This is a genomic window from Streptomyces griseus (assembly GCF_900460065.1).
Taxonomy (GTDB): Bacteria; Actinomycetota; Actinomycetes; order Streptomycetales; family Streptomycetaceae; genus Streptomyces; species Streptomyces griseus.
Genome location: NZ_UAVD01000023.1, coordinates 62,204 through 83,343 on the forward strand (window position 1 = coordinate 62,204; position 21,140 = coordinate 83,343).

Sequence of the window (21,140 nt, forward strand, 5' to 3'; positions counted from 1 at the left end):
AGAGGGGCTCAGTTCCCCCGCTTCTCTCTAGAAAGGTGCGGACCGGCGTGGCCGACCGTCTCATCGTCCGTGGCGCGCGCGAGCACAACCTGAAGAACGTCTCGCTCGACCTGCCCCGCGACTCCCTCATCGTCTTCACCGGGCTCTCCGGATCGGGCAAGTCGTCCCTCGCGTTCGACACGATCTTCGCCGAGGGGCAGCGCCGCTACGTCGAGTCGCTCTCCTCGTACGCCCGCCAGTTCCTCGGCCAGATGGACAAGCCGGACGTCGACTTCATCGAAGGTCTGTCCCCGGCCGTCTCCATCGACCAGAAGTCGACCTCGCGCAACCCGCGCTCGACGGTCGGCACCATCACCGAGGTCTACGACTACCTCCGGCTGCTCTTCGCCAGGATCGGCAAGCCGCACTGCCCCGAGTGCCATCGCCCCATCTCCCGCCAGTCGCCGCAGGCCATCGTCGACAAGGTCCTCGGCCTGCCGGAGGGCAGCCGCTTCCAGGTCCTCTCGCCGCTGGTGCGCGAGCGCAAGGGCGAGTTCGTCGACCTCTTCGCCGACCTCCAGACCAAGGGCTACAGCCGGGCCAGGGTCGACGGCACCACCATCCAGCTCGCCGAGCCGCCCACGCTCAAGAAGCAGGAGAAGCACACCATCGAGGTGGTCATCGACCGCCTCACCGTCAAGGACAGCGCCAAGCGCCGGCTGACCGACTCGGTCGAGACCGCGCTCGGCCTCTCCGGCGGCATGGTCGTGCTCGACTTCGTCGACCTCCCCGAGGACGACCCCGAGCGCGAGCGGATGTTCTCCGAGCACCTCTACTGCCCGTACGACGACCTCTCCTTCGAGGAGCTGGAGCCGCGCTCCTTCTCCTTCAACTCGCCCTTCGGCGCCTGCCCCGACTGCACCGGCATCGGCACGCGCATGGAGGTCGACCCGGAGCTGATCGTCCCGGACGAGGAGAAGTCCCTCGACGAGGGCGCGATCCACCCCTGGTCCCACGGCCACACCAAGGAGTACTTCGGCCGCCTGATCGGCGCGCTCTCCGAAGCCCTCGGCTTCCGTACGGACATCCCCTGGGCCGGGCTGCCGCAGCGGGCCAAGAAGGCCCTCCTCTTCGGCCACAAGATCCAGACCGAGGTCCGCTACCGCAACCGCTACGGGCGCGAGCGCGCCTACACCACCCCCGCCTTCGAGGGCGCGGTGCAGTTCGTCAAGAGGCGCCACACCGAGGCCGAGAGCGACTCCAGCCGGGAGCGCTTCGAGGGCTACATGCGCGAGGTGCCCTGCCCCACCTGCGAGGGCACCCGGCTGAAGCCGATCGTGCTCGCGGTGACGGTGATGGAGAAGTCCATCGCGGAGGTCTCCGCGATGTCGATCAGCGAGTGCGCCGAATTCCTCGGCCGCCTCAAGCTGAACGCCCGCGACAAGAAGATCGCCGAGCGGGTGCTCAAGGAGGTCAACGAGCGGCTGAGGTTCCTCGTCGACGTCGGCCTGGACTACCTGTCGCTGAACCGCGCGGCCGGCACCCTGTCCGGCGGCGAGGCCCAGCGCATCCGGCTGGCCACCCAGATCGGCTCCGGCCTGGTCGGCGTGCTGTACGTCCTGGACGAGCCGTCCATCGGCCTGCACCAGCGCGACAACCACCGCCTCATCGAGACCCTGGTCCGACTCCGCGACATGGGCAACACGCTCATCGTCGTCGAGCACGACGAGGACACCATCAAGGTCGCCGACTGGGTCGTCGACATCGGCCCCGGCGCGGGTGAGCACGGCGGCAAGGTCGTCCACTCCGGCTCGCTCAAGGAGCTCCTGGCCAACAAGGAGTCCATCACCGGCCAGTATCTGTCCGGCAAGCGGTCCATCACGACCCCCGACATCCGTCGCCCGGTCGACCCGGCCCGCAGTCTCACCGTGCACGGCGCCCGGGAGAACAACCTCCAGGACATCGACGTCTCCTTCCCGCTCGGCGTCCTCACCGCCGTCACGGGCGTCTCCGGATCCGGTAAGTCGACCCTGGTCAACGACATCCTCTACACCCACCTGGCCCGCGAGCTGAACGGCGCCAAGTCGGTCCCCGGCCGTCACACCCGGGTCGACGGCGACGACCTCGTCGACAAGGTGGTGCACGTCGACCAGTCGCCGATCGGCCGGACCCCCCGGTCCAACCCGGCCACGTACACCGGAGTCTTCGACCACGTCCGCCGGCTTTTCGCCGAGACGATGGAGGCGAAGGTGCGCGGCTATCTGCCGGGCCGCTTCTCCTTCAACGTCAAGGGCGGCCGCTGCGAGAACTGCTCCGGCGACGGCACGATCAAGATCGAGATGAACTTCCTGCCGGACGTGTACGTCCCGTGCGAGGTCTGCCACGGAGCGCGCTACAACCGGGAGACCCTGGAGGTCCACTACAAGGGCAAGTCCATCGCCGAGGTGCTGGACATGCCGATCGAGGAGGGCCTGGAGTTCTTCGAGGCCGTCCCCACGATCGCCCGCCACCTCCGTACGCTCAACGAGGTCGGTCTCGGCTATGTGCGGCTCGGCCAGTCCGCGCCGACCCTCTCCGGCGGCGAGGCACAGCGCGTCAAGCTGGCGAGCGAGCTCCAGAAGCGCTCCACCGGACGCACGGTCTACGTCCTGGACGAGCCGACCACCGGTCTGCACTTCGAGGACATCAGCAAGCTGATCACCGTGCTCTCCGGCCTGGTGGACAAGGGCAACACGGTCATCGTCATCGAGCACAACCTCGATGTCATCAAGACCGCCGACTGGGTCGTCGACATGGGGCCCGAGGGCGGCAACGGCGGAGGCCTGGTGGTCGCCGAGGGGACCCCGGAGCAGGTCGCCTCGGTCCCCGCCAGCCACACCGGGAAGTTCCTCCAGGGCGTCCTGGACGCGGACCGCATCAGCGAGGCCGCGGTGCCCTCCGGGCGGGGGACGGCCCGCGGGACGGCCGCCCGCAAGACCGCCCCGGCGAAGAAGACGGCCGCCGCGGCCAAGAAGACGGCGGCCAAGAAGACGGCGGCCAAGAAGACCGCGGCGACCGGGGCGAAGGCCGCGGGAGCCAAGGCGGGCACGGCCAAGGCCGCCTCCAGGACGGCCGCCGCGAAGAAGGCCACCCGCACCCGCAAGGCCTGAGCGGGGTCCGAGCGGTCGCCCGGCGGGCGACCGCTCGGACCATGGCCGACGACGGCGGCCCCCACAGCACGAAGGGGGCCGCCGTCGCCCGTCCGGGCAAGCGCTCCGGCCCGGTCGCAGGGCTTCCGATCCCCGCCGGTATCGTCGGTTCTGTCACCGGCGCCCGGGGCCGCCGCCCCGCCGTCCGGCGACCCGGATCCACCGTGATCCACCGAGAACGACCAGCCCCACCCCGATCCACCCCGAACAACAACCCGTGGAGTCCGCATGCCCGGCCTGCCCGCCGCCCGCCGTACCGTGTTGAAGGGCGCCGCGCTCGCCGGCGCCGCCGGGCTGGGAGCGGCCGCCTGCTCCACCGATTCCAAGCTCGGCCACGCCAAGAACCCCACCCCCACCGCCCCCGTCGACCTCGGGGCCGCCTCCGAGGTGCCCGTCGGCGGGGCCAAGCTCTACCGCGAGCAGCGCGTGGTCGTCGTCTGCCCGGCGAAGGGCGAGTACAAGGCGTTCAGCGCCCAGTGCACCCACGGCGGCTGCGTCCTGGACAAGGTCGAGGGCACCGAGGGCCACTGCCCCTGCCACGGCAGCCGCTTCGACATGACCACCGGCAAGCCGGTGAAGGGCCCGGCCACCGTGCCGCTCCCCGCCGTCCCGGTCACCGCCGAGGGCGGAAAGCTGGTCGCGGGCCCCGACGCCTGAAGGCCGGGCGTCGCGCCGAGGCCTCACTCCCAGTCCCAGTCGACCCCGATCAGGCCGGGCCGCACGCTCTCCTCCACCAGGTGCACGGTCCGGTGCCGGCCGGTCAGCGTGAGGTCCTCGCGAGCCCCGCGCGCCGCCCCCGCCGACGCCTGGGCGAACCGGCGGCACCGCACCGGGAGCGCCGCCTCGTCGAAGCCGACCTGGAGCACGTACTGCCCGCCCCCGAAAGTGAAGCCGCGCACGTACTCCCCGCTTGCCCCGCCCGTACCGTCGTCGAAGCCGTAGCCGAAGAGATATGTCTCACCGGACCGCAACCGGGTGTCGAACAGCAGCTCCGCCACCAGCACCCCCGCGTCCAGGTCCCAGCGGACCCGGCCCGTCCGGCAGTTCTCCAGGGCCCGCACCGCGATCCGCGACGGGTCGCAGCCGGGGTCGCCCCGGTGGACCGCGAGATAGCGGTCGACGCCGTCCCGGTGGGCGCGCACCACGTGCTGCGACGTGCGGCCCGCCAGCTCGCGCCGCGCCCCGATCCGCACCCGCTCCTGGTGCCCGACGGTGTGCAGACCGCCGTCCACGGGTGACTCCATCGCCGCCAGGAGCCGCTCCACCGAGCCCGACGCCTCCATGAGCGACCGGTAGGAACGCCCCGCCGGACGGTCCCCGTCCGCCGGTGCGTCACCGTCGCGCAGCAGCCGCAGCAGGGAGTCGTCCGGCAGCGCGAGCACCTCCTCCAGCGCCCGGACGGCACGCAACGACTCGGCCCGCCGGGGCCGGCGCACCCCCTGCTGCCAGTAACTGAGGCTCGTCACACCCAGCTTGACGCCCCGGTGCGCCAGGTGGTGCTGCACGCGCTGGAGCGGCAACCCGCGCACCGACAGGGCGGTGCGCAACGCCAGATGGAACGGTCCGGTCCGCAGCACCTGCGCCAGTTCGGTCTCGGTCTGCCGCATGGCGGGCCTCCGGTGAACGTTCACGTGGGGAGTGGCGACACCGGCCCCCGGGCGACGTGGGGGAGCAGGTGACCGGGACAGGGCCGTTCACACGGACGCCGTGCCGTTCACACCGCGATGTCACCTCGCATTGAAGCGTGTTGACCTGCTCCGGACAACGCCGGATGCTCATCGTCAGCGTCCGGACGCGCTCCTCCGATCCCCACCCCCGCATTGGGAGGAACGCCATGCGCAACCGAAGAGTCCGGCCCGGAAGGTTCTCGTTCACCGCCCTCCTGGCCGCCGTCCTGCTCGCCGTCCCCGCGGGCACCGCCACCGCCGCCCAGTCCCCGGTCGGGGCGGGCTCCACCGTCGCCGCCGCCCAGCGGCTCAACATCACCATGCAGGCGCAGCAGCAGACCAACTGGTGCTGGGCCGCCGGCGGCAACACCATCGCCGCCTGGTTCGGCCGCAACTACTCCCAGAACCAGTTCTGCAACGCCGCCTTCAACCGAGGCCAGAACTCCCAGTGCCCCAACGCGCAGGCCACCCTCGGCAACGTCCAGACCGGACTGTCCTGGGCCGGGGTCAGGCCCGGAAGCTATGTCACCGGCTGGCTGCGCTACCCGACCGTGCAGGCCGAGATATCCGCCCAGCGCCCCATCGAGACCCGCATCCAGTGGTCGTCCGGCGGCGGCCACATGCACGTCATCTACGGGTACGACGACGCCAACAGCTGGGTCTACTGGGGCGACCCCTGGCCCTCCAGCGACCGCTACAACTGGGCCTCCCACGCCTGGTACGTCAACAACAACGAGTTCTCCTGGACCCACTCGCTCTACCGGATCGGGGCGTGAGGTCATGAACTCCACCACCCGGCGCATCGCCGTCGCCACCGCCCTCACCGGCGCCGCCCTGTTCACCGCAGCGGCTCCCGCCCTCGCCGACGACGGCCGGGCGGCCCCGCCGAAAGCGACCGCCGCCACCCTGGAAGCGGCCCACGAGGCCGCCACCGAGCCCGCGACCCTGGACACCCTCTCCCGGTTCTTCGCCCGCGAGGGCGCGGTGAGCAGGGCCGCGAGCGCACCCCGTATCGAGGGGAAGGCCGTTCCCGTCCGCACGCTCTCCGCCGCCTTCGTCGCCGGAAAGCCCGGGGCCGCCCCGAGCACCCTGGACTACCTGGCCAGCACCGCCGTCTCCTCCGACGGGCAGAAGGCCTCCCTGTGGACCGTCCCCGGGACGGCCGGGGGCGACCGGTGGCAGGTGGTGAACATCGCCACCGGCGACGACGAGGCCCGCTACACCGCACAGGGCGCCCGCGCGCTCCCCGGCGGCACCGTGTTCCGCGAACCCCAGATCGACGCCTGGTACGTCCACGACGGCTCCCGGGTCCTCCCGCTGGACGAGGACGCCAAGACCGCCGTGGGAGCGAAGGGCACCACGCTCGACGCCTACCGGACCCGGGTGAAGGAGGCGTACGGCGACAAGCTGCCCGGCTCCGGCTACGCCCGCTCCGGCAAGGCGGGCGGCTACGGCCCCGAAGCGGTCACCGGCGGGGAAGCCCCGGCTGCCGCTCCCGGCCCGGTCGGCGGCCCGGCCCCGGACACCGCGGGGAGCCCCGCGCCCGCCGGCACGGCGTCCGGTTCGCCGGACACGGCCCTGACCGCCGTGTCCACGACCGCCGGGGCCGGGGCGCTGCTCGCCCTGGCCCTGGGCGGGGCCGCCGCCCTGCGCCGCCGCAGCCGTGCCGGGCGATCCCCGGCCGCGGACGCCTGAGCGGCGGCTCCACCGGCCCACGGGCCCGCGCTCCGGGGTGCGAAACACCCCACGGCACCCCGGAGCGCGGCACCGCCCCCGGCCACACCCGAGGACGACGCGCTGTCACCGCCCGCAAGTAGGGTGTGAGACATGGCAGACCCCTCCAGCTACCGCCCCAAGCCGGGACAGATCCCCGACTCCCCGGGGGTCTACAAATTCCGCGACGAGCACCGCCGGGTGATCTACGTCGGGAAGGCCAAGAACCTGCGCCAACGCGTGGCCAACTACTTCCAGGACCTGGCGAACCTCCATCCGCGCACGCGCACGATGGTCACCACCGCCGCCTCCGTCGAGTGGACGGTCGTCTCCACCGAGGTCGAGGCGCTCCAGCTGGAGTATTCCTGGATCAAGGAGTTCGACCCCCGGTTCAACGTCAAGTACCGGGACGACAAGAGCTATCCCTATCTCGCGGTCACGCTCAACGAGGAGTTCCCCCGCGTCCAGGTGATGCGCGGCGCCAAGAAGAAGGGCGTGCGCTACTTCGGCCCGTACGGCCATGCCTGGGCGATCCGCGAGACCGTGGACCTGATGCTCCGCGTCTTCCCCGTCCGCACCTGCTCCGCCGGGGTCTTCAAGAACGCCGCCCGCACCGGCCGCCCCTGCCTGCTGGGCTACATCGGCAAGTGCTCGGCCCCCTGCGTCGGCCGGGTCACCCCCGAGGAACACCGGGAGCTGGCCGAGGACTTCTGCGACTTCATGGCCGGCCGCACGGGCACCTACATCCGCCGCCTGGAGAAGGACATGATGCAGGCGGCGGAGGAGATGGAGTACGAGCGGGCCGCCCGCCTCCGCGACGACGCCGAGGCCCTCAAGCGGGCCATGGAGAAGAGTGCCGTCGTCCTCGCCGACGCCACCGACGCCGACCTCATCGCCGTCGCCGAGGACGAGCTGGAGGCCGCCCTCCAGATCTTCCACGTGCGCGGCGGCCGGGTGCGCGGCCAGCGCGGCTGGGTCACCGACAAGGTCGAGGCGGTCGACACCTCCGGCCTCGTCGAGCACGCCCTCCAGCAGCTGTACGGGGAGGAGCGCGGCGACGCCGTCCCCAAGGAGGTCCTGGTCCCCGCCCTGCCCGAGGACCCCGAGGCGGTCTCCCAGTGGCTCGCCGATCGCCGGGGCTCCCAGGTCAGCCTGCGCATCCCGCAGCGCGGCGACAAGAAGGACCTCATGGCCACCGTCCAGCGCAACGCCCAGCAGGCGCTCGGGCTGCACAAGACCAAGCGCGCCTCCGACCTGACCACCCGCTCCCGGGCCCTGGAGGAGATCGCCGAGGCGCTGGGCCTGGACACCGCCCCGCTGCGCATCGAGTGCTACGACATCTCCCACCTCCAGGGCGACGACGTGGTGGCCTCCATGGTCGTCTTCGAGGACGGCCTCGCCCGCAAGAGCGAGTACCGCCGCTTCCAGATCAAGGGCTTCGAGGGCCAGGACGACGTCCGCTCGATGCACGAGGTGATCGGCCGCCGCTTCAAGCGCTACCTCCAGGACAAGGAGCGCACGGGGGAGTGGGAGGAGGCGCCGGAGGCCGCCCCCGGCTCTGCTTCCGTGCACGCCTCCGCCACCGGCCCGGCCGCCACCGGTCAAGCCACCGCGGGCCCGGCCGCCATGGGTCAAGCCGCCGCGGGCCCGGTCTCCACCGGTCCGGCCGCCACCGGCCCCGTCCCCGCCCCGGAGCTCACCGCCGCCTCCCCGGACGACGAGCCCGAGCCCCGGGAGGACGACGGCCGCCCCAAGCGGTTCGCCTACCCGCCGCAGCTCGTCGTCGTCGACGGCGGGCAGCCCCAGGTCGCCGCCGCCCGGCGTGCCCTGGACGAGCTGGGCATCGACGACATCGCCGTCTGCGGCCTCGCCAAGCGCCTGGAGGAGGTCTGGCTCCCCGACGACGACGACCCCGTCGTCCTGCCGCGCTCCAGCGAGGGCCTCTACCTCCTCCAGCGCGTCCGGGACGAGGCCCACCGCTTCGCCATCACCTACCAGCGCGCCAAGCGCGCCAAGCGCATCCGCTCCAGCCCCCTCGACGACGTGACCGGCCTCGGCGAGACCCGGAAGCAGGCGCTGATCAAGCATTTCGGCTCGGTGAAGAAGCTCCGGCAAGCGACAATCGACGAGATCTGCGAGGTCCCCGGGATAGGGCGAAGGACGGCGGAATCGGTGGTCGCCGCCCTCGCCACGACCGCTCCCGCGGCACCTGCCGTGAACACGGCCACAGGAGAGATCATTGAAGAGGACGACGGGGGCAGCTCATGACCGAGAACACCCACGAGACCGCACCGAACACCGCGGACACCGACACCGCGGACTTCGACACCGCAGACACCGACCGAGCAGACGGAGCAGCAGACGTGAGTACGAACACCCCGAACGAGACGGGTGAGGCGGCCATCCCCGAGCTGGTGATCATCTCCGGGATGTCGGGCGCCGGCCGCAGCACCGCCGCCAAGTGTCTGGAGGACCTCGGCTGGTTCGTCGTCGACAACCTGCCGCCCGCGCTGATCCCCACCATGGTGGAGCTCGGCGCCCGCTCGCAGGGCAACGTGGCCCGGATCGCCGTCGTCGTCGACGTACGCGGCCGGCGCTTCTTCGACAACCTCCGCGAATCCCTCGCCGACCTGGAGGCCAAGCACGTCACCCGGCGGATCGTCTTCCTGGAGTCCTCCGACGACGCCCTCGTGCGCCGCTTCGAGTCCGTCCGCCGCCCGCACCCCCTCCAGGGCGACGGCCGCATCGTCGACGGCATCGCGGCCGAGCGGGACCTGCTGCGCGAGCTGCGCGGCGACGCCGACCTGGTCATCGACACCTCCAGCCTCAACGTGCACGAGCTGCGGGCCAAGATGGACGCCCAGTTCGCGGGCGAGTCGGAGCCGGAGCTGCGGGCCACGGTGATGTCCTTCGGCTACAAGTACGGCCTGCCCGTCGACGCCGACCTGGTCGTCGACTGCCGCTTCCTGCCCAACCCGCACTGGGTCCCCGAGCTGCGCCCCTTCACCGGCGTCAACGAGGAGGTGTCCGACTACGTCTTCGACCAGCCGGGCGCCAAGGAGTTCCTCAACCAGTACACCGAGCTGCTCCAGCTGATCGCCGCGGGCTACCGCCGCGAGGGCAAGCGGTACGTGACCATCGCCGTCGGCTGCACCGGCGGCAAGCACCGCTCCGTCGCCATGTCGGAGAAGCTCTCCGCCCGCCTCGCCGCCGAAGGCATCGAGACCGTCCTCGTCCACCGCGACATGGGGCGAGAGTGACCGGACGCAATCTGCGGATGCGGCGCCTGAGCCGCGCCACCTCGGCGCTCTCGGGCCGCAAGCGCGGTGCCCAGCCCAAGGTCGTCGCGCTCGGCGGCGGCATGGGGCTCTCGGCGTCCCTGACGGCGCTGCGCCGGATCACCGGCGACCTCACGGCCGTGGTCACCGTCGCCGACGACGGAGGCTCCAGCGGCCGGCTGCGCGAGGAGCTGGGCGTGCTGCCGCCCGGCGACCTCCGCAAGGCGCTCGCCGCGCTGTGCGGCGACGACGACTGGGGCCGCACCTGGTCCCAGGTGGTCCAGCACCGCTTCGAGTCCAAGGGCGACCTCCACGGGCACGCGGTCGGCAATCTGCTGATCGTCGCCCTCTGGGAGCAGCTCGGCGACCACGTACAGGCGCTCGACCTGGTCGGCAAGCTGCTCGGCGCGCACGGCCGGGTGCTGCCGATGTCGGCCGTCCCGCTGGAGCTCCAGGCGCTGGTCAAGGGCCACGACCCCGACCTCCCCGACGCGATCGTCACCGTGCGCGGCCAGGCCACAGTGGCGCTCACGCCCGGCGAGGTGCAGTCCGTGCACGTGGTCCCGCCCGACCCGCCGGCCGTCCCGGAGGCCGTCGCGGCGGTCCTGGACGCCGACTGGGTGGTCCTCGGCCCCGGCTCCTGGTTCTCCTCGGTGATCCCGCACCTGCTCGTGCCGGAACTGCTCGACGCGCTGGTCACCACGAAGGCCCGCAAGGTCCTCTCGTTGAACCTGGCACCCCAGCCCGGTGAAACAGAAGGCTTCTCACCGCAGCGTCATTTGGAGGTTTTGGGGCGACACGCCCCTAAACTCGCCTTGGACGTGGTGCTCGCCGATGAGGCCGCCGTGCCCGACCGTGAGTCACTCGCCGACGCCGCGCTACGGCTCGGAGCCGCGGTCGAGCTGGCGCCGGTGGCATCGCCCGACGGCGTTCCGGTCCATGATCAGGAGCTGTTGGCCGCCGCGTACGACCGTATTTTTCGGATGCATGGAAGGATCGGCCCATGGCGATGACGCCAGCGGTGAAGAACGAAATCTCTCATCTTCCCGTCACCCGGACCTGCTGCAGGAAAGCAGAGGTCTCGGCGATTCTTCGGTTCGCGGGCGGCCTGCACCTGGTCAGCGGGCGGATTGTGATCGAGGCGGAGCTGGACACGGGCAACGCCGCCCGCCGCCTCAAGCGCGACATCCTGGAGATCTTCGGGCACAGCTCGGAGCTGATCGTGATGGCCCCCGGCGGACTGCGCCGCGGCTCGCGCTTCGTCGTACGGGTGGTGGCGGGCGGCGACCAGCTGGCCCGCCAGACCGGTCTGGTGGACGGCCGCGGCCGTCCGATCCGCGGGCTCCCGCCGCAGGTGGTCTCGGGGGCCACCTGCGACGCCGAGGCGGCCTGGCGCGGAGCGTTCCTCGCCCACGGCTCGCTCACCGAGCCCGGCCGCTCCTCCTCGCTGGAGGTCACCTGCCCGGGACCGGAGGCGGCCCTCGCCCTGGTCGGGGCGGCCCGCCGGCTCTCCATCGCGGCCAAGGCCCGCGAGGTGCGCGGCGTGGACCGCGTGGTCGTCCGCGACGGCGACGCGATCGGCGCCCTGCTGACCCGGCTCGGCGCGCACGACGCGGTGCTCGCCTGGGAGGAGCGCCGGATGCGGCGCGAGGTCCGCGCCACGGCCAACCGGCTCGCCAACTTCGACGACGCGAACCTGCGCCGCTCGGCCCGCGCCGCGGTCGCCGCCGGGGCCCGGGTGGGGCGCGCCCTGGAGATCCTCGGCGAGGAGGTCCCCGAGCACCTGGCCGCCGCGGGGCGGCTGCGCATGGAGCACAAGCAGGCATCCCTGGAGGAGCTGGGCGCGCTCGCCGACCCGCCGCTGACCAAGGACGCGGTGGCCGGCCGGATCCGCCGACTGCTGGCGATGGCCGACAAGCGGGCCCAGGACCTGGGCATCCCGGGGACCGAGTCGACCCTCAGCGAGGAGCTCGCCGACGGCCTGGTCGGCTGACTCGGCGGCGAGCGGGGGACGTTGGTCCCGCACCCGCCGGGACCCGGGTCCCGGCGGGCGAAACGGAGGTCCGTGCTCCTACTGGCGAGTACGGATCTCCGGCCGTATCCGGTGGCGTGCGGTGGCCCTCTCGATGTCACCCCCGGGGCCTCGGAGAGGTAGGGTCGGAAGCGGTCGGGGACATCCCTATACAACTCGCCGGCGTCGAAAACCGGCGTACCTAACGAGGAGATCGGTTCGTGACGATCCGCGTAGGCATCAACGGCTTCGGCCGCATCGGTCGCAACTACTTCCGCGCGCTGCTCGAGCAGGGTGCGGACATCGAGATCGTGGCTGTCAACGACCTGGGTGACACTGCGACCACTGCACACCTGCTGAAGTACGACACCATCCTGGGCCGCCTCAAGGCAGAGGTCAGCCACACCGCCGACACCATCACCGTCGATGGTCACACCATCAAGGTGCTCTCCGAGCGCAACCCGGCCGACATCCCCTGGGGTCAGCTGGGCGTCGACATCGTCATCGAGTCGACCGGCATCTTCACCAAGAAGGCCGACGCCGAGAAGCACATCGCGGGCGGCGCCAAGAAGGTCCTCATCTCGGCTCCGGCCAAGGACGAGGACATCACCATCGTGATGGGCGTCAACCAGGACCAGTACGACGCGGCCAACCACAACGTCATCTCCAACGCCTCCTGCACCACCAACTGTGTGGCGCCGATGGCCAAGGTCCTCGACGAGAACTTCGGCATCGTCAAGGGCCTGATGACGACGGTCCACGCGTACACCAACGACCAGCGGATCCTGGACTTCCCGCACTCGGACCTGCGTCGCGCCCGCGCCGCCGCCGAGAACATCATCCCCACCACCACCGGTGCCGCCAAGGCCACCGCCCTGGTCCTCCCGCAGCTCAAGGGCAAGCTCGACGGCATCGCGATGCGCGTCCCGGTCCCGACGGGCTCCGCCACCGACCTGGTCGTCACCCTCCAGCGCGAGGTCACCAAGGACGAGGTCAACGCCGCGTTCAAGAAGGCCTCCGACGACGGCGCCCTCAAGGGCTTCCTGACGTACACCGAGGACCCGATCGTCTCCTCGGACATCGTCGGCGACCCGTCGTCCTGCACCTTCGACTCCTCCCTGACCATGGTCCAGGAGGGCAACACGGTGAAGATCCTCGGCTGGTACGACAACGAGTGGGGCTACTCCAACCGCCTCGTCGACCTCACGGTCTTCGTCGGCGAGCAGCTCTGATCCTCGGGTCGGCAGGCACAACGATGTGAGTGAAGGGGCTCGACCGGCGCAATGGAGCGCAGGTCGAGCCCCTTAGCATGTTCATCCGTCCTTGCAAGGAGTAACGGAAGACCAGATGAAGACGATCGACGAACTTCTCGCCGAAGGGGTCGCGGGCAAGCGGGTATTCGTCCGTGCCGACCTCAACGTGCCGCTCGACGGCACCACGATCACCGACGACGGCCGTATCCGTGCCGTCGTCCCGACGATCGCCAAGCTCGCCGAGGCCGGCGCGCGCGTCGTCGTCGCCTCGCACCTCGGCCGCCCCAAGGGCGCCCCGGACCCGGCCTTCTCGCTGGCGCCCGCCGCCACGCGCCTGGGCGAGCTCCTCGGCGCCGAGGTCGCCTTCGCCGCCGACACGGTCGGCGAGTCCGCCCGCGCAGCGGTCGCCGGCCTCGCCGACGGCCGGGTCGCGGTCGTCGAGAACCTCCGCTTCAACGCCGGTGAGACCTCCAAGGACGACGCCGAGCGCGGCGCCTTCGCCGATCAGCTGGCCCAGCTCGCGGACGTCTACGTGGGCGACGGCTTCGGCGCCGTGCACCGCAAGCACGCCTCGGTCTTCGACCTCCCGGCCCGGCTGCCGCACTACGCGGGCTACCTCATCGCCACCGAGGTCGGCGTCCTGAAGAAGCTCACCACCGACGTCCACCGGCCGTACGCGGTCGTCCTCGGCGGCGCCAAGGTCTCCGACAAGCTCGGCGTGATCGACCACCTGCTGGAGCGGGCCGACCGCATCCTCATCGGCGGCGGCATGGCGTACACCTTCCTCAAGGCCAAGGGCTACGAGGTCGGCAGCTCGCTGCTCCAGGAGGACCAGATCCCCGCCGTGCGGGAGTACCTGCGCCGGGCCGAGGAGAAGGGCGTGGAGTTCGTCCTCCCCGTCGACGTCGTGGTCGCCCCGTCCTTCCCGGACCTGAAGACCAAGGCCCCGGCCCACCCCACCACCGTCGCCGCCGACGCCATGCCGGCCGGCCAGATGGGGCTGGACAACGGGCCGGAGACCAACAAGCTCTACGCTTCGAAGCTCGCCGACGCGGCCACCGTCTTCTGGAACGGCCCGATGGGCGTCTTCGAACACCCCGACTTCGCCGACGGCACCCGCGCGGTCGCCCAGGCGCTCGTCGACTCGTCCGCCTTCAGCGTCGTCGGCGGTGGCGACTCCGCCGCGGCCGTTCGCATCCTGGGCTTCGACGAGAATGCTTTCGGACATATTTCGACCGGTGGCGGCGCGAGTCTCGAATACCTCGAGGGCAAGACGCTTCCCGGCCTCGCCGCACTGGAGGACTGACCTTTCATGACCACCCGCACCCCGCTGATGGCGGGCAACTGGAAGATGAACCTCAACCACCTCGAGGCCATCGCCCACGTCCAGAAGCTCTCGTTCGCCCTGGCCGACAAGGACTACGAGGACGTCGAGGTCGCCGTCCTGGCGCCCTTCACCGACCTGCGCTCCGTGCAGACCCTGGTGGACGGCGACAAGCTGAAGATCAAGTACGGCGCCCAGGACATCTCGGCGCACGACTCCGGCGCGTACACCGGTGAGATCTCCGGCCCCATGCTCGCCAAGCTGCGCTGCACGTACGTGGCCGTCGGCCACAGCGAGCGCCGCCAGTACCACGGCGAGAACGACGAGATCTGCAACGCCAAGGTGAAGGCCGCCTTCAAGCACGGCCTGACGCCGATCCTCTGCGTCGGCGAGGGCCTGGACGTCCGCAAGGCCGGTGACCAGGTCTCCTACACCCTCGCGCAGCTCGACGGCGCCCTGAAGGACGTCCCGGCCGAGCAGGCCGAGACCATCGTCATCGCCTACGAGCCGGTCTGGGCCATCGGGACCGGCGAGGTCGCCACTCCCGAGGACGCCCAGGAGGTCTGCGGCGCGATCCGCGGCCGGCTGGCCGAGCTGTACTCCCAGGAGCTGGCCGACGCCGTCCGTATCCAGTACGGCGGCTCGGTGAAGTCCGGCAACGTCGCGGCCATCATGGCGCAGCCCGACGTGGACGGCGCCCTCATCGGCGGCGCCGCACTGGACGCCGACGAGTTCGTCAAGATCGTCCGCTTCCGCGACCAGTGAGTATGCGGTAGCGCGGATCCGTCGTACTCTTGCGGGGGCCGGAGGGGCCAGTGGCCCTTCGGCCCCCGGTGTACGTACACGCAGTAGTCAAGAATTCCGGAAAGTAGGGACCAGCCGTGGTTTTGGCGTTCCAGATCGCTCTGATCGTCTTCAGCCTGCTGCTGATGCTGCTGGTGCTCATGCACAAGGGCAAGGGCGGCGGCCTCTCCGACATGTTCGGTGGCGGAATGCAGTCCTCCGTCGGTGGCTCCTCGGTCGCCGAGCGCAACCTCGACCGGATCACCGTCGTGGTCGGCCTGGCCTGGTTCGCGTGCGTCGTGGTACTCGGTCTGCTCGTCAAGCTGGACAGCTGACCCGTCGTCCGCGCATACCGGTGACGGTGTAACTCCTCCCACTGGACGCGCGTTGGGCCTTACGTAGACTGGGGCATCGCTCGACTCACGCAGGGAGTTACGACCGTGGCAAGTGGCAACGCGATCCGGGGAAGCCGGGTCGGAGCGGGGCCGATGGGGGAGGCCGAGCGCGGCGAGTCCGCGCCCCGCGCCCGCATCTCCTTCTGGTGCTCGAACGGGCACGAGACGCAGCCGAGCTTCGCCCATGACGCGCAGGTGCCGGACACCTGGGACTGCCCGCGCTGCGGCTTCCCGGCCGGCCAGGACAAGGACAGCCCGCCCGACCCGCCCCGCACCGAGCCGTACAAGACGCACCTGGCGTACGTGCGCGAGCGGCGGAGCGACGAGGACGGCGAGGCGATCCTCGCCGAGGCGCTGGCCAAGCTCCGCGGCGAGATCTGAGGCTCCCGACGCGGCGCCACGCAACCCAGTCGTTCACCGGCCGGACACCCCACGGGTGTCCGGCCGTAGCGCGTCCCCGCGCCGCCGCCCTCCTCCACGCCGTCGGCCTCCTCGATCAATTAGGTTGGAGGGGCAGCGGGGATGCTGATGACGAGTGAGAAGTGGGCTGATATCCCGGATGAACGCAGCAAGCCGAACCAAGCTCAACCAGACGCCCGAGTGGACGGCCCTCGCCAAGCACCGTGAGGAGCTCGGCGCGCCCCGGCTGCGCGAGCTGTTCGCGCGGCAGCCGGACCGCGGCACCGCCTACACCCTGCGGGTCGGCGACCTCCACCTCGACTACTCCAAGCACCTGGTCACCGACGAGACGCTGCGCCTGCTGCGCGAACTCGCCGCCGCCACCGGGGTCGCGGAGCTGCGGGAGGCGATGTTCCGGGGCGAGAAGATCAACACCACCGAGGACCGGGCGGTCCTGCACACCGCGCTCCGCGCCCCGCGCGACGCGGTCGTCGAGGTCGACGGCGAGAACGTCGTCCCCGCCGTGCACGCCGTCCTGGACAAGATGGCCGGCTTCGCCGAGAAGGTCCGCTCGGGGCAGTGGACCGGTCACACCGGCAAGCCCGTCAAGAACATCGTGAACATCGGGATCGGCGGCTCCGACCTCGGCCCCGCCATGGCGTACGAGGTGCTGCGCTCCTTCACCGACCGCGACCTCACCCTCCGCTTCGTCTCCAACGTCGACGGCGCCGACCTGCACGAGGCCGTCCGCGACCTCGACCCGGCGGAGACCCTGTTCGTCATCGCCTCGAAGACGTTCACGACGATCGAGACCATCACCAACGCCACCTCCGCCCGGGACTGGCTGCTGACCGAGCTGAGGACCGGCCAGGACGCCGTCGCCAAGCACTTCGTGGCCCTGTCGACCAATGCCGAGAAGGTCGAGGAGTTCGGCATCGACACGGCCAACATGTTCGAGTTCTGGGACTGGGTCGGCGGCCGGTACAGCTACGACTCGGCGATCGGCCTCTCGCTCATGGTCGCCATCGGCCCGGACCGCTTCCGCGAGATGCTGGAGGGCTTCCACCTCGTCGACGAGCACTTCCGCACGGCCCCGCCCGAGGAGAACGCCCCGCTCCTGCTCGGCCTCCTCGGCGTCTGGTACGGCAACTTCTTCGACGCCCAGTCGCACGCGGTGCTGCCGTACAGCCACTACCTGTCCAAGTTCACCGCGTACCTCCAGCAGCTCGACATGGAGTCCAACGGCAAGTCCGTCGACCGCGACGGCAACCCCGTGGACTGGCAGACCGGACCGGTCGTCTGGGGCACGCCCGGCACCAACGGGCAGCACGCGTACTACCAGTTGATCCACCAGGGCACCAAGCTGATCCCGGCGGACTTCATCGGCTTCGCCGCCCCGGTCCACGACCTGCTGCCCGGCCTCATCGCCCAGCACGACCTGCTGATGGCCAACTTCTTCGCCCAGACCCAGGCCCTCGCCTTCGGCAAGACGCCCGAAGAGGTCCGGGCGGAGGGCGTGCCCGAGGAGCTGGTCCCGCACAAGACGTTCCGGGGCAACCACCCCACGACGACGATCCTCGCCGACAAGCTGACCCCCTCGGTCCTCGGCCAGCTCATCGCGCTGTACGAGCACAAGGTCTTCGTCCAGGGCGCCATCTGGAACATCGACTCCTTCGACCAGTGGGGCGTCGAGCTCGGCAAGGTCCTCGCCAAGAAGATCGAACCGCTGCTGACCGGTGACGGGGGAGCGGACGCCGGGGAACTGGACAGCTCCACCGCCGCCCTGGTCGACGCCTACCGCACGCTGCGCGGGCGCTGAGCCGATGCCACAGGGGGAGGGGACGGCGGCCGTGCTCCGGCCGCCGCGCAACACGTTGAACGAGCGCGCCGTCGGCTGGTGGCGGACCCAGTGGCTGCTGCTGACGGCGGCACCCGTCGTGCCGCTCGCGGTGCTGGGCGCGCTGATCGGGCCGGCCCGTTTCTGGCTGCTGCTGCCCGCCGCGGTCCTCGCCGCGGCGGGCACGGCGGGCGCCGTCCTCTTCCCCCTGTGGTGGTTCCGGACGCACCGCTGGGAGATCACCGGGGACGCGGTGTACGTCCGCACCGGGTTCTTCTGGCAGGAGTGGCGCATCGCCCCGATGTCCCGCATTCAGACCGTCGACACCGTCCGGGGCCCGCTGGAGCAGATCTTCCGGCTGGCCACGGTCACGGTCACCACGGCCTCCGCCAAGGGCGCGGTACGGATCGCGGGCCTCGACCACGAGACCGCGGCCGACCTCGCCCGGCAGCTCACCCGCATCACCCGCGACACCCCCGGCGACGCCACATGAGCACCGCCGCCCCGCCCGCCGACTGGCGCCGCCTCGACCCCCGTACGGTCCTGGTCACCGCCCTCGTCGTGGCGGGGGTCGTCGCGGGCGCCGCCATCCCCGTCACGCTCGGGCTCACCCGGTGGTCCAGCCTCCCGGCCGCCGTGCTCCAGGTGCTCGCCGGGGCCGTCCTGGTCGTCGGAGCCGCGGCCGGCGCCGACCGGGTCCGCTGGCACCGCACCCGCTACCGCGTCGGCGCGGAGCGCGTCGACCTCCACACCGGCCTCCTGATCGTCAAGCGCCGCTCCCTGGCCCGCGGCCGCATCCGCACGGTCGACCTCACCGCGAACCCGATACTCCGCCTCCTCGGCCTGGTCACCGTCAGGATCGGCACCGGCGAGCAGGGCTCCGAATCCACCCTCGAACTGGACCCGGTCACCCGCGCCGAGGGAGAACGGCTGCGCCGCCTCCTGCTGGAGCGCGCCACCACCGCACCGTCCGGCGGCGCCCACCGCGAGGGGGAACTGGCCGTCCTGGACCCCCGCTGGATCCGCTACGCACCCGTCTCCTTCGTCGCCCCCATGCTCGGCGGGGCCGCCGCCGGGGCCGTGATGCAGGTCAGCGACTGGGTCGGAGCCCAGGGCGACGTCATCGAGTGGATCGGGGACCGGTTCCGCGACACCCCGCTGCTCTGGATGATCGTCATCCTGGTCCTCGCCGCCCTGGTCGCGGGTGTCCTCGGGGCGCTCGGCCTCTGGGTCGAGATGTGGTGGAACTACCGCCTGGAGCGCGAGCCCGGCGGCACGCTGCGGGTGCGGCGCGGGCTGTTCACCTCCCGGTCCATCTCCGTCGAGGAGGCCCGGCTGCGCGGCGTCGACCTGGTCGAGCCGCTGGGCGTACGGCTGGTCGGCGCGGCCCGGCTGGACGCCATCACCACCGGCCTGGCCAAGGACACCGAGGCCAGGAACGCCGACCACAACACCCTGCTCCCGGCCGCGCCCCGGAGCCGGGCCGACACCGTCGCCGCCGATGTGCTGCGCGAGGCGGTCACCCCGACCGGTGCGGCGCTCACTCCGCACCCGCGCGCCGCCCGGGGCCGCCGACTGCGCTGGTCGCTCGCCGCGGTCCTCGGCCCGGTCCTGATCCTGACCGTCCTCGGTGCGCTGCTCACGCCCGTGCTGCTGTGGATCGCGCTCGGCTGCGCGGTGGTTCTCGCTCCCGTCGCCGTGGCGCTGGCCCTGGACGCCTACCGCGGGCTCGGGCACGCGCTCTCCGGGCGCTATCTGGTCACCCGTTCCGGCACGGTCCGCCGCTCCACCGCGGCCCTGGAGCGGGCCGGGGTGATCGGCTGGACGGTCAAGCAGTCGGTCTTCCAGCGGCGGGCCGGACTGGTGAGCATCACGGCCACCACCGCCGCCGGCGGGGGCGCCTACACGGTGTACGACGCCGACGCGTCCGAGGGGCTCGGCTTCGCCGCCGAGGCCGTCCCGGGGCTGCTGGAGCCCTTCCTGGAGCGCTCCGGGGGCACCGGGGCCACCGGAGGAGCGTGACGGACCGCACAGGAGGCCCCCTGTGCGGGCGGGCCGGTGTCGGCGACGATACCGATCATGACTTCCACCAGCCGTCGTACGGTCCTCACCGCCCTCGCCACCGCGGCCGTCAGCGGTCCGCTGCTGGGGTCGCTCACCGCGACCGACGCCCATGCCACCGGTGACCTGGACATCTACACCTCCAACACCGACCTCTACAAGAAGCTCGCCGGCCAGGAGGGCGTCGAGTTCGCCCGCCGCTACCGCAGACACGAGTACGTCGACCACTCGGTCCCGCAGAGATTCCCGTACAACAGGACCACCGTCATGGCGCTGCACGGCGGCGGCATCGAGACGGGCACCTCCGAGCTCTGCCTCGCCATCGCCGGCTACCACCCGGCCACCCTCGCCCCGCTGACGGACGGCCACGGGGTGTTCGACTACTGGATGTTCGAGGGTCTGCGCTCCTCCGGCAACCGCGACCTGCACGTCACCGCCAAGAACTGCGACGACCACGTGGCCCTCTCCATGGCGGCGAGCAGCCTCAACGTCCTGAGCCTGCACGGCTGTACGGCGGCGCAGGCGGGCACCGTCCCGCAGGCCGTGGTCGTCGGGGGGCTGAACACCCGCTTCAAGACCCTGCTCAAGGCCGAGTTCGACGCGGTCGGCATCGCCTGGCGCGACGGCGACGAGGTGCCCGACCTGGCCGGGGTCAACCCTGCCAACCCGGTCAACCGCACCATGCTCGACAAGGGGGGCCAGCTGGAGCTCACCACGGAGCTGCGCGCCGCCATGTTCACCGTCAACACCCGCGCGGGCCGGGCCGGGAGCACGACCCCGGTCTTCGACCGCTTCGTCGGCGCCTGCCGGGCCGCGATCACCGAGCTGGAGAAGGGCACGGACCAGGTCGTCCTCTGACCCCGGGACTCCGGGCCGCCGTCAGCCGCCGTGCGTCGTGTCGATGACGCAGAAGCGGTTGCCCTCGGGGTCGGCGAGCACCACGAAGTCCGGGTCCGGGGGGTACAGCTCCCACGCGACCCTCTGGGCGCCGAGCCCGATCAGCCGTTCCACCTCGGCCTCCTGCGTGGCGGAGTAGAGGTCGAGGTGGACCCGGGGCACCTCCTGGACGGGAGCCGTGGAGCGTCCCAGCGAGAGCCCCACACCGGGCCCGTCCACCGGGACCAGCACCACCCAGTCGTCCGTCCCGGCCTCGCGCTCGGTGTAATGGAGCGCCGCCTTCCAGAAGGTGGCGGCCCGCCGTACGTCGGACGCGCCCATCACCACGGTTCCGATGTGCACCATGGGACGAGCC

The 21,140-nt window shown here is 71.5% G+C and carries 19 protein-coding genes; 17 read left to right on the top strand and 2 right to left on the bottom strand.

What is annotated here, in order from left to right; translation table 11 throughout:
* Positions 1-47: 47 nt before the first annotated feature.
* Both uvrA and DTB53_RS09535 read left to right on the top strand, forming a co-directional pair.
* The gene (uvrA, locus tag DTB53_RS09530) at positions 48-3,128 is read left to right on the top strand and encodes an excinuclease ABC subunit UvrA (RefSeq protein WP_012381395.1); all 3,081 of its coding nucleotides are present in this window, start codon (positions 48-50) and stop codon (positions 3,126-3,128) included.
* A gap of 267 nt (positions 3,129-3,395) precedes the next feature.
* Entirely contained in the window at positions 3,396-3,824 is a 429-nt protein-coding gene (locus DTB53_RS09535) for a Rieske (2Fe-2S) protein (RefSeq protein ID WP_003969861.1), read from the top strand.
* A 23-nt stretch (positions 3,825-3,847) separates the two neighbouring features.
* Here the strand turns inward: DTB53_RS09535 and DTB53_RS09540 are convergent, their stop codons facing one another.
* The gene (locus DTB53_RS09540) at positions 3,848-4,774 is read right to left on the bottom strand and encodes a hypothetical protein (protein WP_042497423.1); all 927 of its coding nucleotides are present in this window, start codon (positions 4,772-4,774) and stop codon (positions 3,848-3,850) included.
* Between the two features lie 227 nt (positions 4,775-5,001).
* Between DTB53_RS09540 and DTB53_RS09545 the strand changes: the two genes are divergently transcribed.
* The 15 genes from DTB53_RS09545 (at position 5,002) to DTB53_RS09615 (ending at position 20,746) form a co-directional block, all read left to right on the top strand.
* On the top strand, positions 5,002-5,610 hold the full coding sequence (locus DTB53_RS09545) for a papain-like cysteine protease family protein (protein WP_003969863.1): 609 nt from the start codon (positions 5,002-5,004) through the stop codon (positions 5,608-5,610).
* 4 nt (positions 5,611-5,614) lie between these two features.
* Positions 5,615-6,529: a hypothetical protein gene (locus DTB53_RS09550; protein WP_012381398.1), complete on the top strand. Its 915-nt coding sequence runs from the start codon at positions 5,615-5,617 to the stop codon at positions 6,527-6,529.
* A 132-nt stretch (positions 6,530-6,661) separates the two neighbouring features.
* A complete protein-coding gene (gene uvrC / locus DTB53_RS09555; RefSeq protein WP_012381399.1) occupies positions 6,662-8,815 on the top strand; it encodes an excinuclease ABC subunit UvrC in 2,154 nt (717 codons plus the stop codon).
* Complete coding sequence (rapZ, locus tag DTB53_RS09560) at positions 8,812-9,807, top strand: RNase adapter RapZ (RefSeq protein ID WP_003969866.1); 996 nt, start codon at positions 8,812-8,814, stop codon at positions 9,805-9,807. Before uvrC ends, rapZ begins: the two co-directional genes overlap by 4 nt.
* Entirely contained in the window at positions 9,804-10,838 is a 1,035-nt protein-coding gene (locus DTB53_RS09565) for a gluconeogenesis factor YvcK family protein (RefSeq protein ID WP_003969867.1), read from the top strand. The genes rapZ and DTB53_RS09565 overlap by 4 nt, the downstream gene beginning before the upstream one ends.
* Positions 10,829-11,818, top strand: a complete 990-nt coding sequence (gene whiA / locus DTB53_RS09570) for a DNA-binding protein WhiA (RefSeq protein WP_003969868.1) — start codon at positions 10,829-10,831, stop codon at positions 11,816-11,818. The genes DTB53_RS09565 and whiA overlap by 10 nt, the downstream gene beginning before the upstream one ends.
* Positions 11,819-12,057: 239 nt before the next feature.
* Positions 12,058-13,068 carry a type I glyceraldehyde-3-phosphate dehydrogenase gene (gene gap, locus DTB53_RS09575; protein ID WP_003969869.1) on the top strand — a complete coding sequence of 337 codons (1,011 nt, stop codon included), beginning with the start codon at positions 12,058-12,060 and terminating at the stop codon, positions 13,066-13,068.
* 115 nt (positions 13,069-13,183) lie between these two features.
* Entirely contained in the window at positions 13,184-14,395 is a 1,212-nt protein-coding gene (locus tag DTB53_RS09580) for a phosphoglycerate kinase (protein WP_012381400.1), read from the top strand.
* Between the two features lie 6 nt (positions 14,396-14,401).
* The gene (gene tpiA / locus DTB53_RS09585; protein WP_003969871.1) at positions 14,402-15,178 is read left to right on the top strand and encodes a triose-phosphate isomerase; all 777 of its coding nucleotides are present in this window, start codon (positions 14,402-14,404) and stop codon (positions 15,176-15,178) included.
* Positions 15,179-15,294: 116 nt separating this feature from the next.
* Entirely contained in the window at positions 15,295-15,531 is a 237-nt protein-coding gene (gene secG / locus DTB53_RS09590; protein WP_003969872.1) for a preprotein translocase subunit SecG, read from the top strand.
* 105 nt (positions 15,532-15,636) lie between these two features.
* Entirely contained in the window at positions 15,637-15,972 is a 336-nt protein-coding gene (locus tag DTB53_RS09595) for an RNA polymerase-binding protein RbpA (RefSeq protein ID WP_006123681.1), read from the top strand.
* A 178-nt stretch (positions 15,973-16,150) separates the two neighbouring features.
* Entirely contained in the window at positions 16,151-17,809 is a 1,659-nt protein-coding gene (gene pgi / locus DTB53_RS09600; RefSeq protein WP_012381401.1) for a glucose-6-phosphate isomerase, read from the top strand.
* Between the two features lie 4 nt (positions 17,810-17,813).
* Complete coding sequence (locus DTB53_RS09605; protein ID WP_003969875.1) at positions 17,814-18,320, top strand: PH domain-containing protein; 507 nt, start codon at positions 17,814-17,816, stop codon at positions 18,318-18,320.
* Positions 18,317-19,849, top strand: a complete 1,533-nt coding sequence (locus DTB53_RS09610; protein WP_012381402.1) for a PH domain-containing protein — start codon at positions 18,317-18,319, stop codon at positions 19,847-19,849. Before DTB53_RS09605 ends, DTB53_RS09610 begins: the two co-directional genes overlap by 4 nt.
* Before the next feature lie 57 nt (positions 19,850-19,906).
* Positions 19,907-20,746, top strand: a complete 840-nt coding sequence (locus DTB53_RS09615; protein WP_012381403.1) for a poly-gamma-glutamate hydrolase family protein — start codon at positions 19,907-19,909, stop codon at positions 20,744-20,746.
* Between the two features lie 21 nt (positions 20,747-20,767).
* Here the strand turns inward: DTB53_RS09615 and DTB53_RS09620 are convergent, their stop codons facing one another.
* On the bottom strand, positions 20,768-21,130 hold the full coding sequence (locus tag DTB53_RS09620; RefSeq protein WP_003969878.1) for a VOC family protein: 363 nt from the start codon (positions 21,128-21,130) through the stop codon (positions 20,768-20,770).
* Positions 21,131-21,140: the final 10 nt, after the last annotated feature.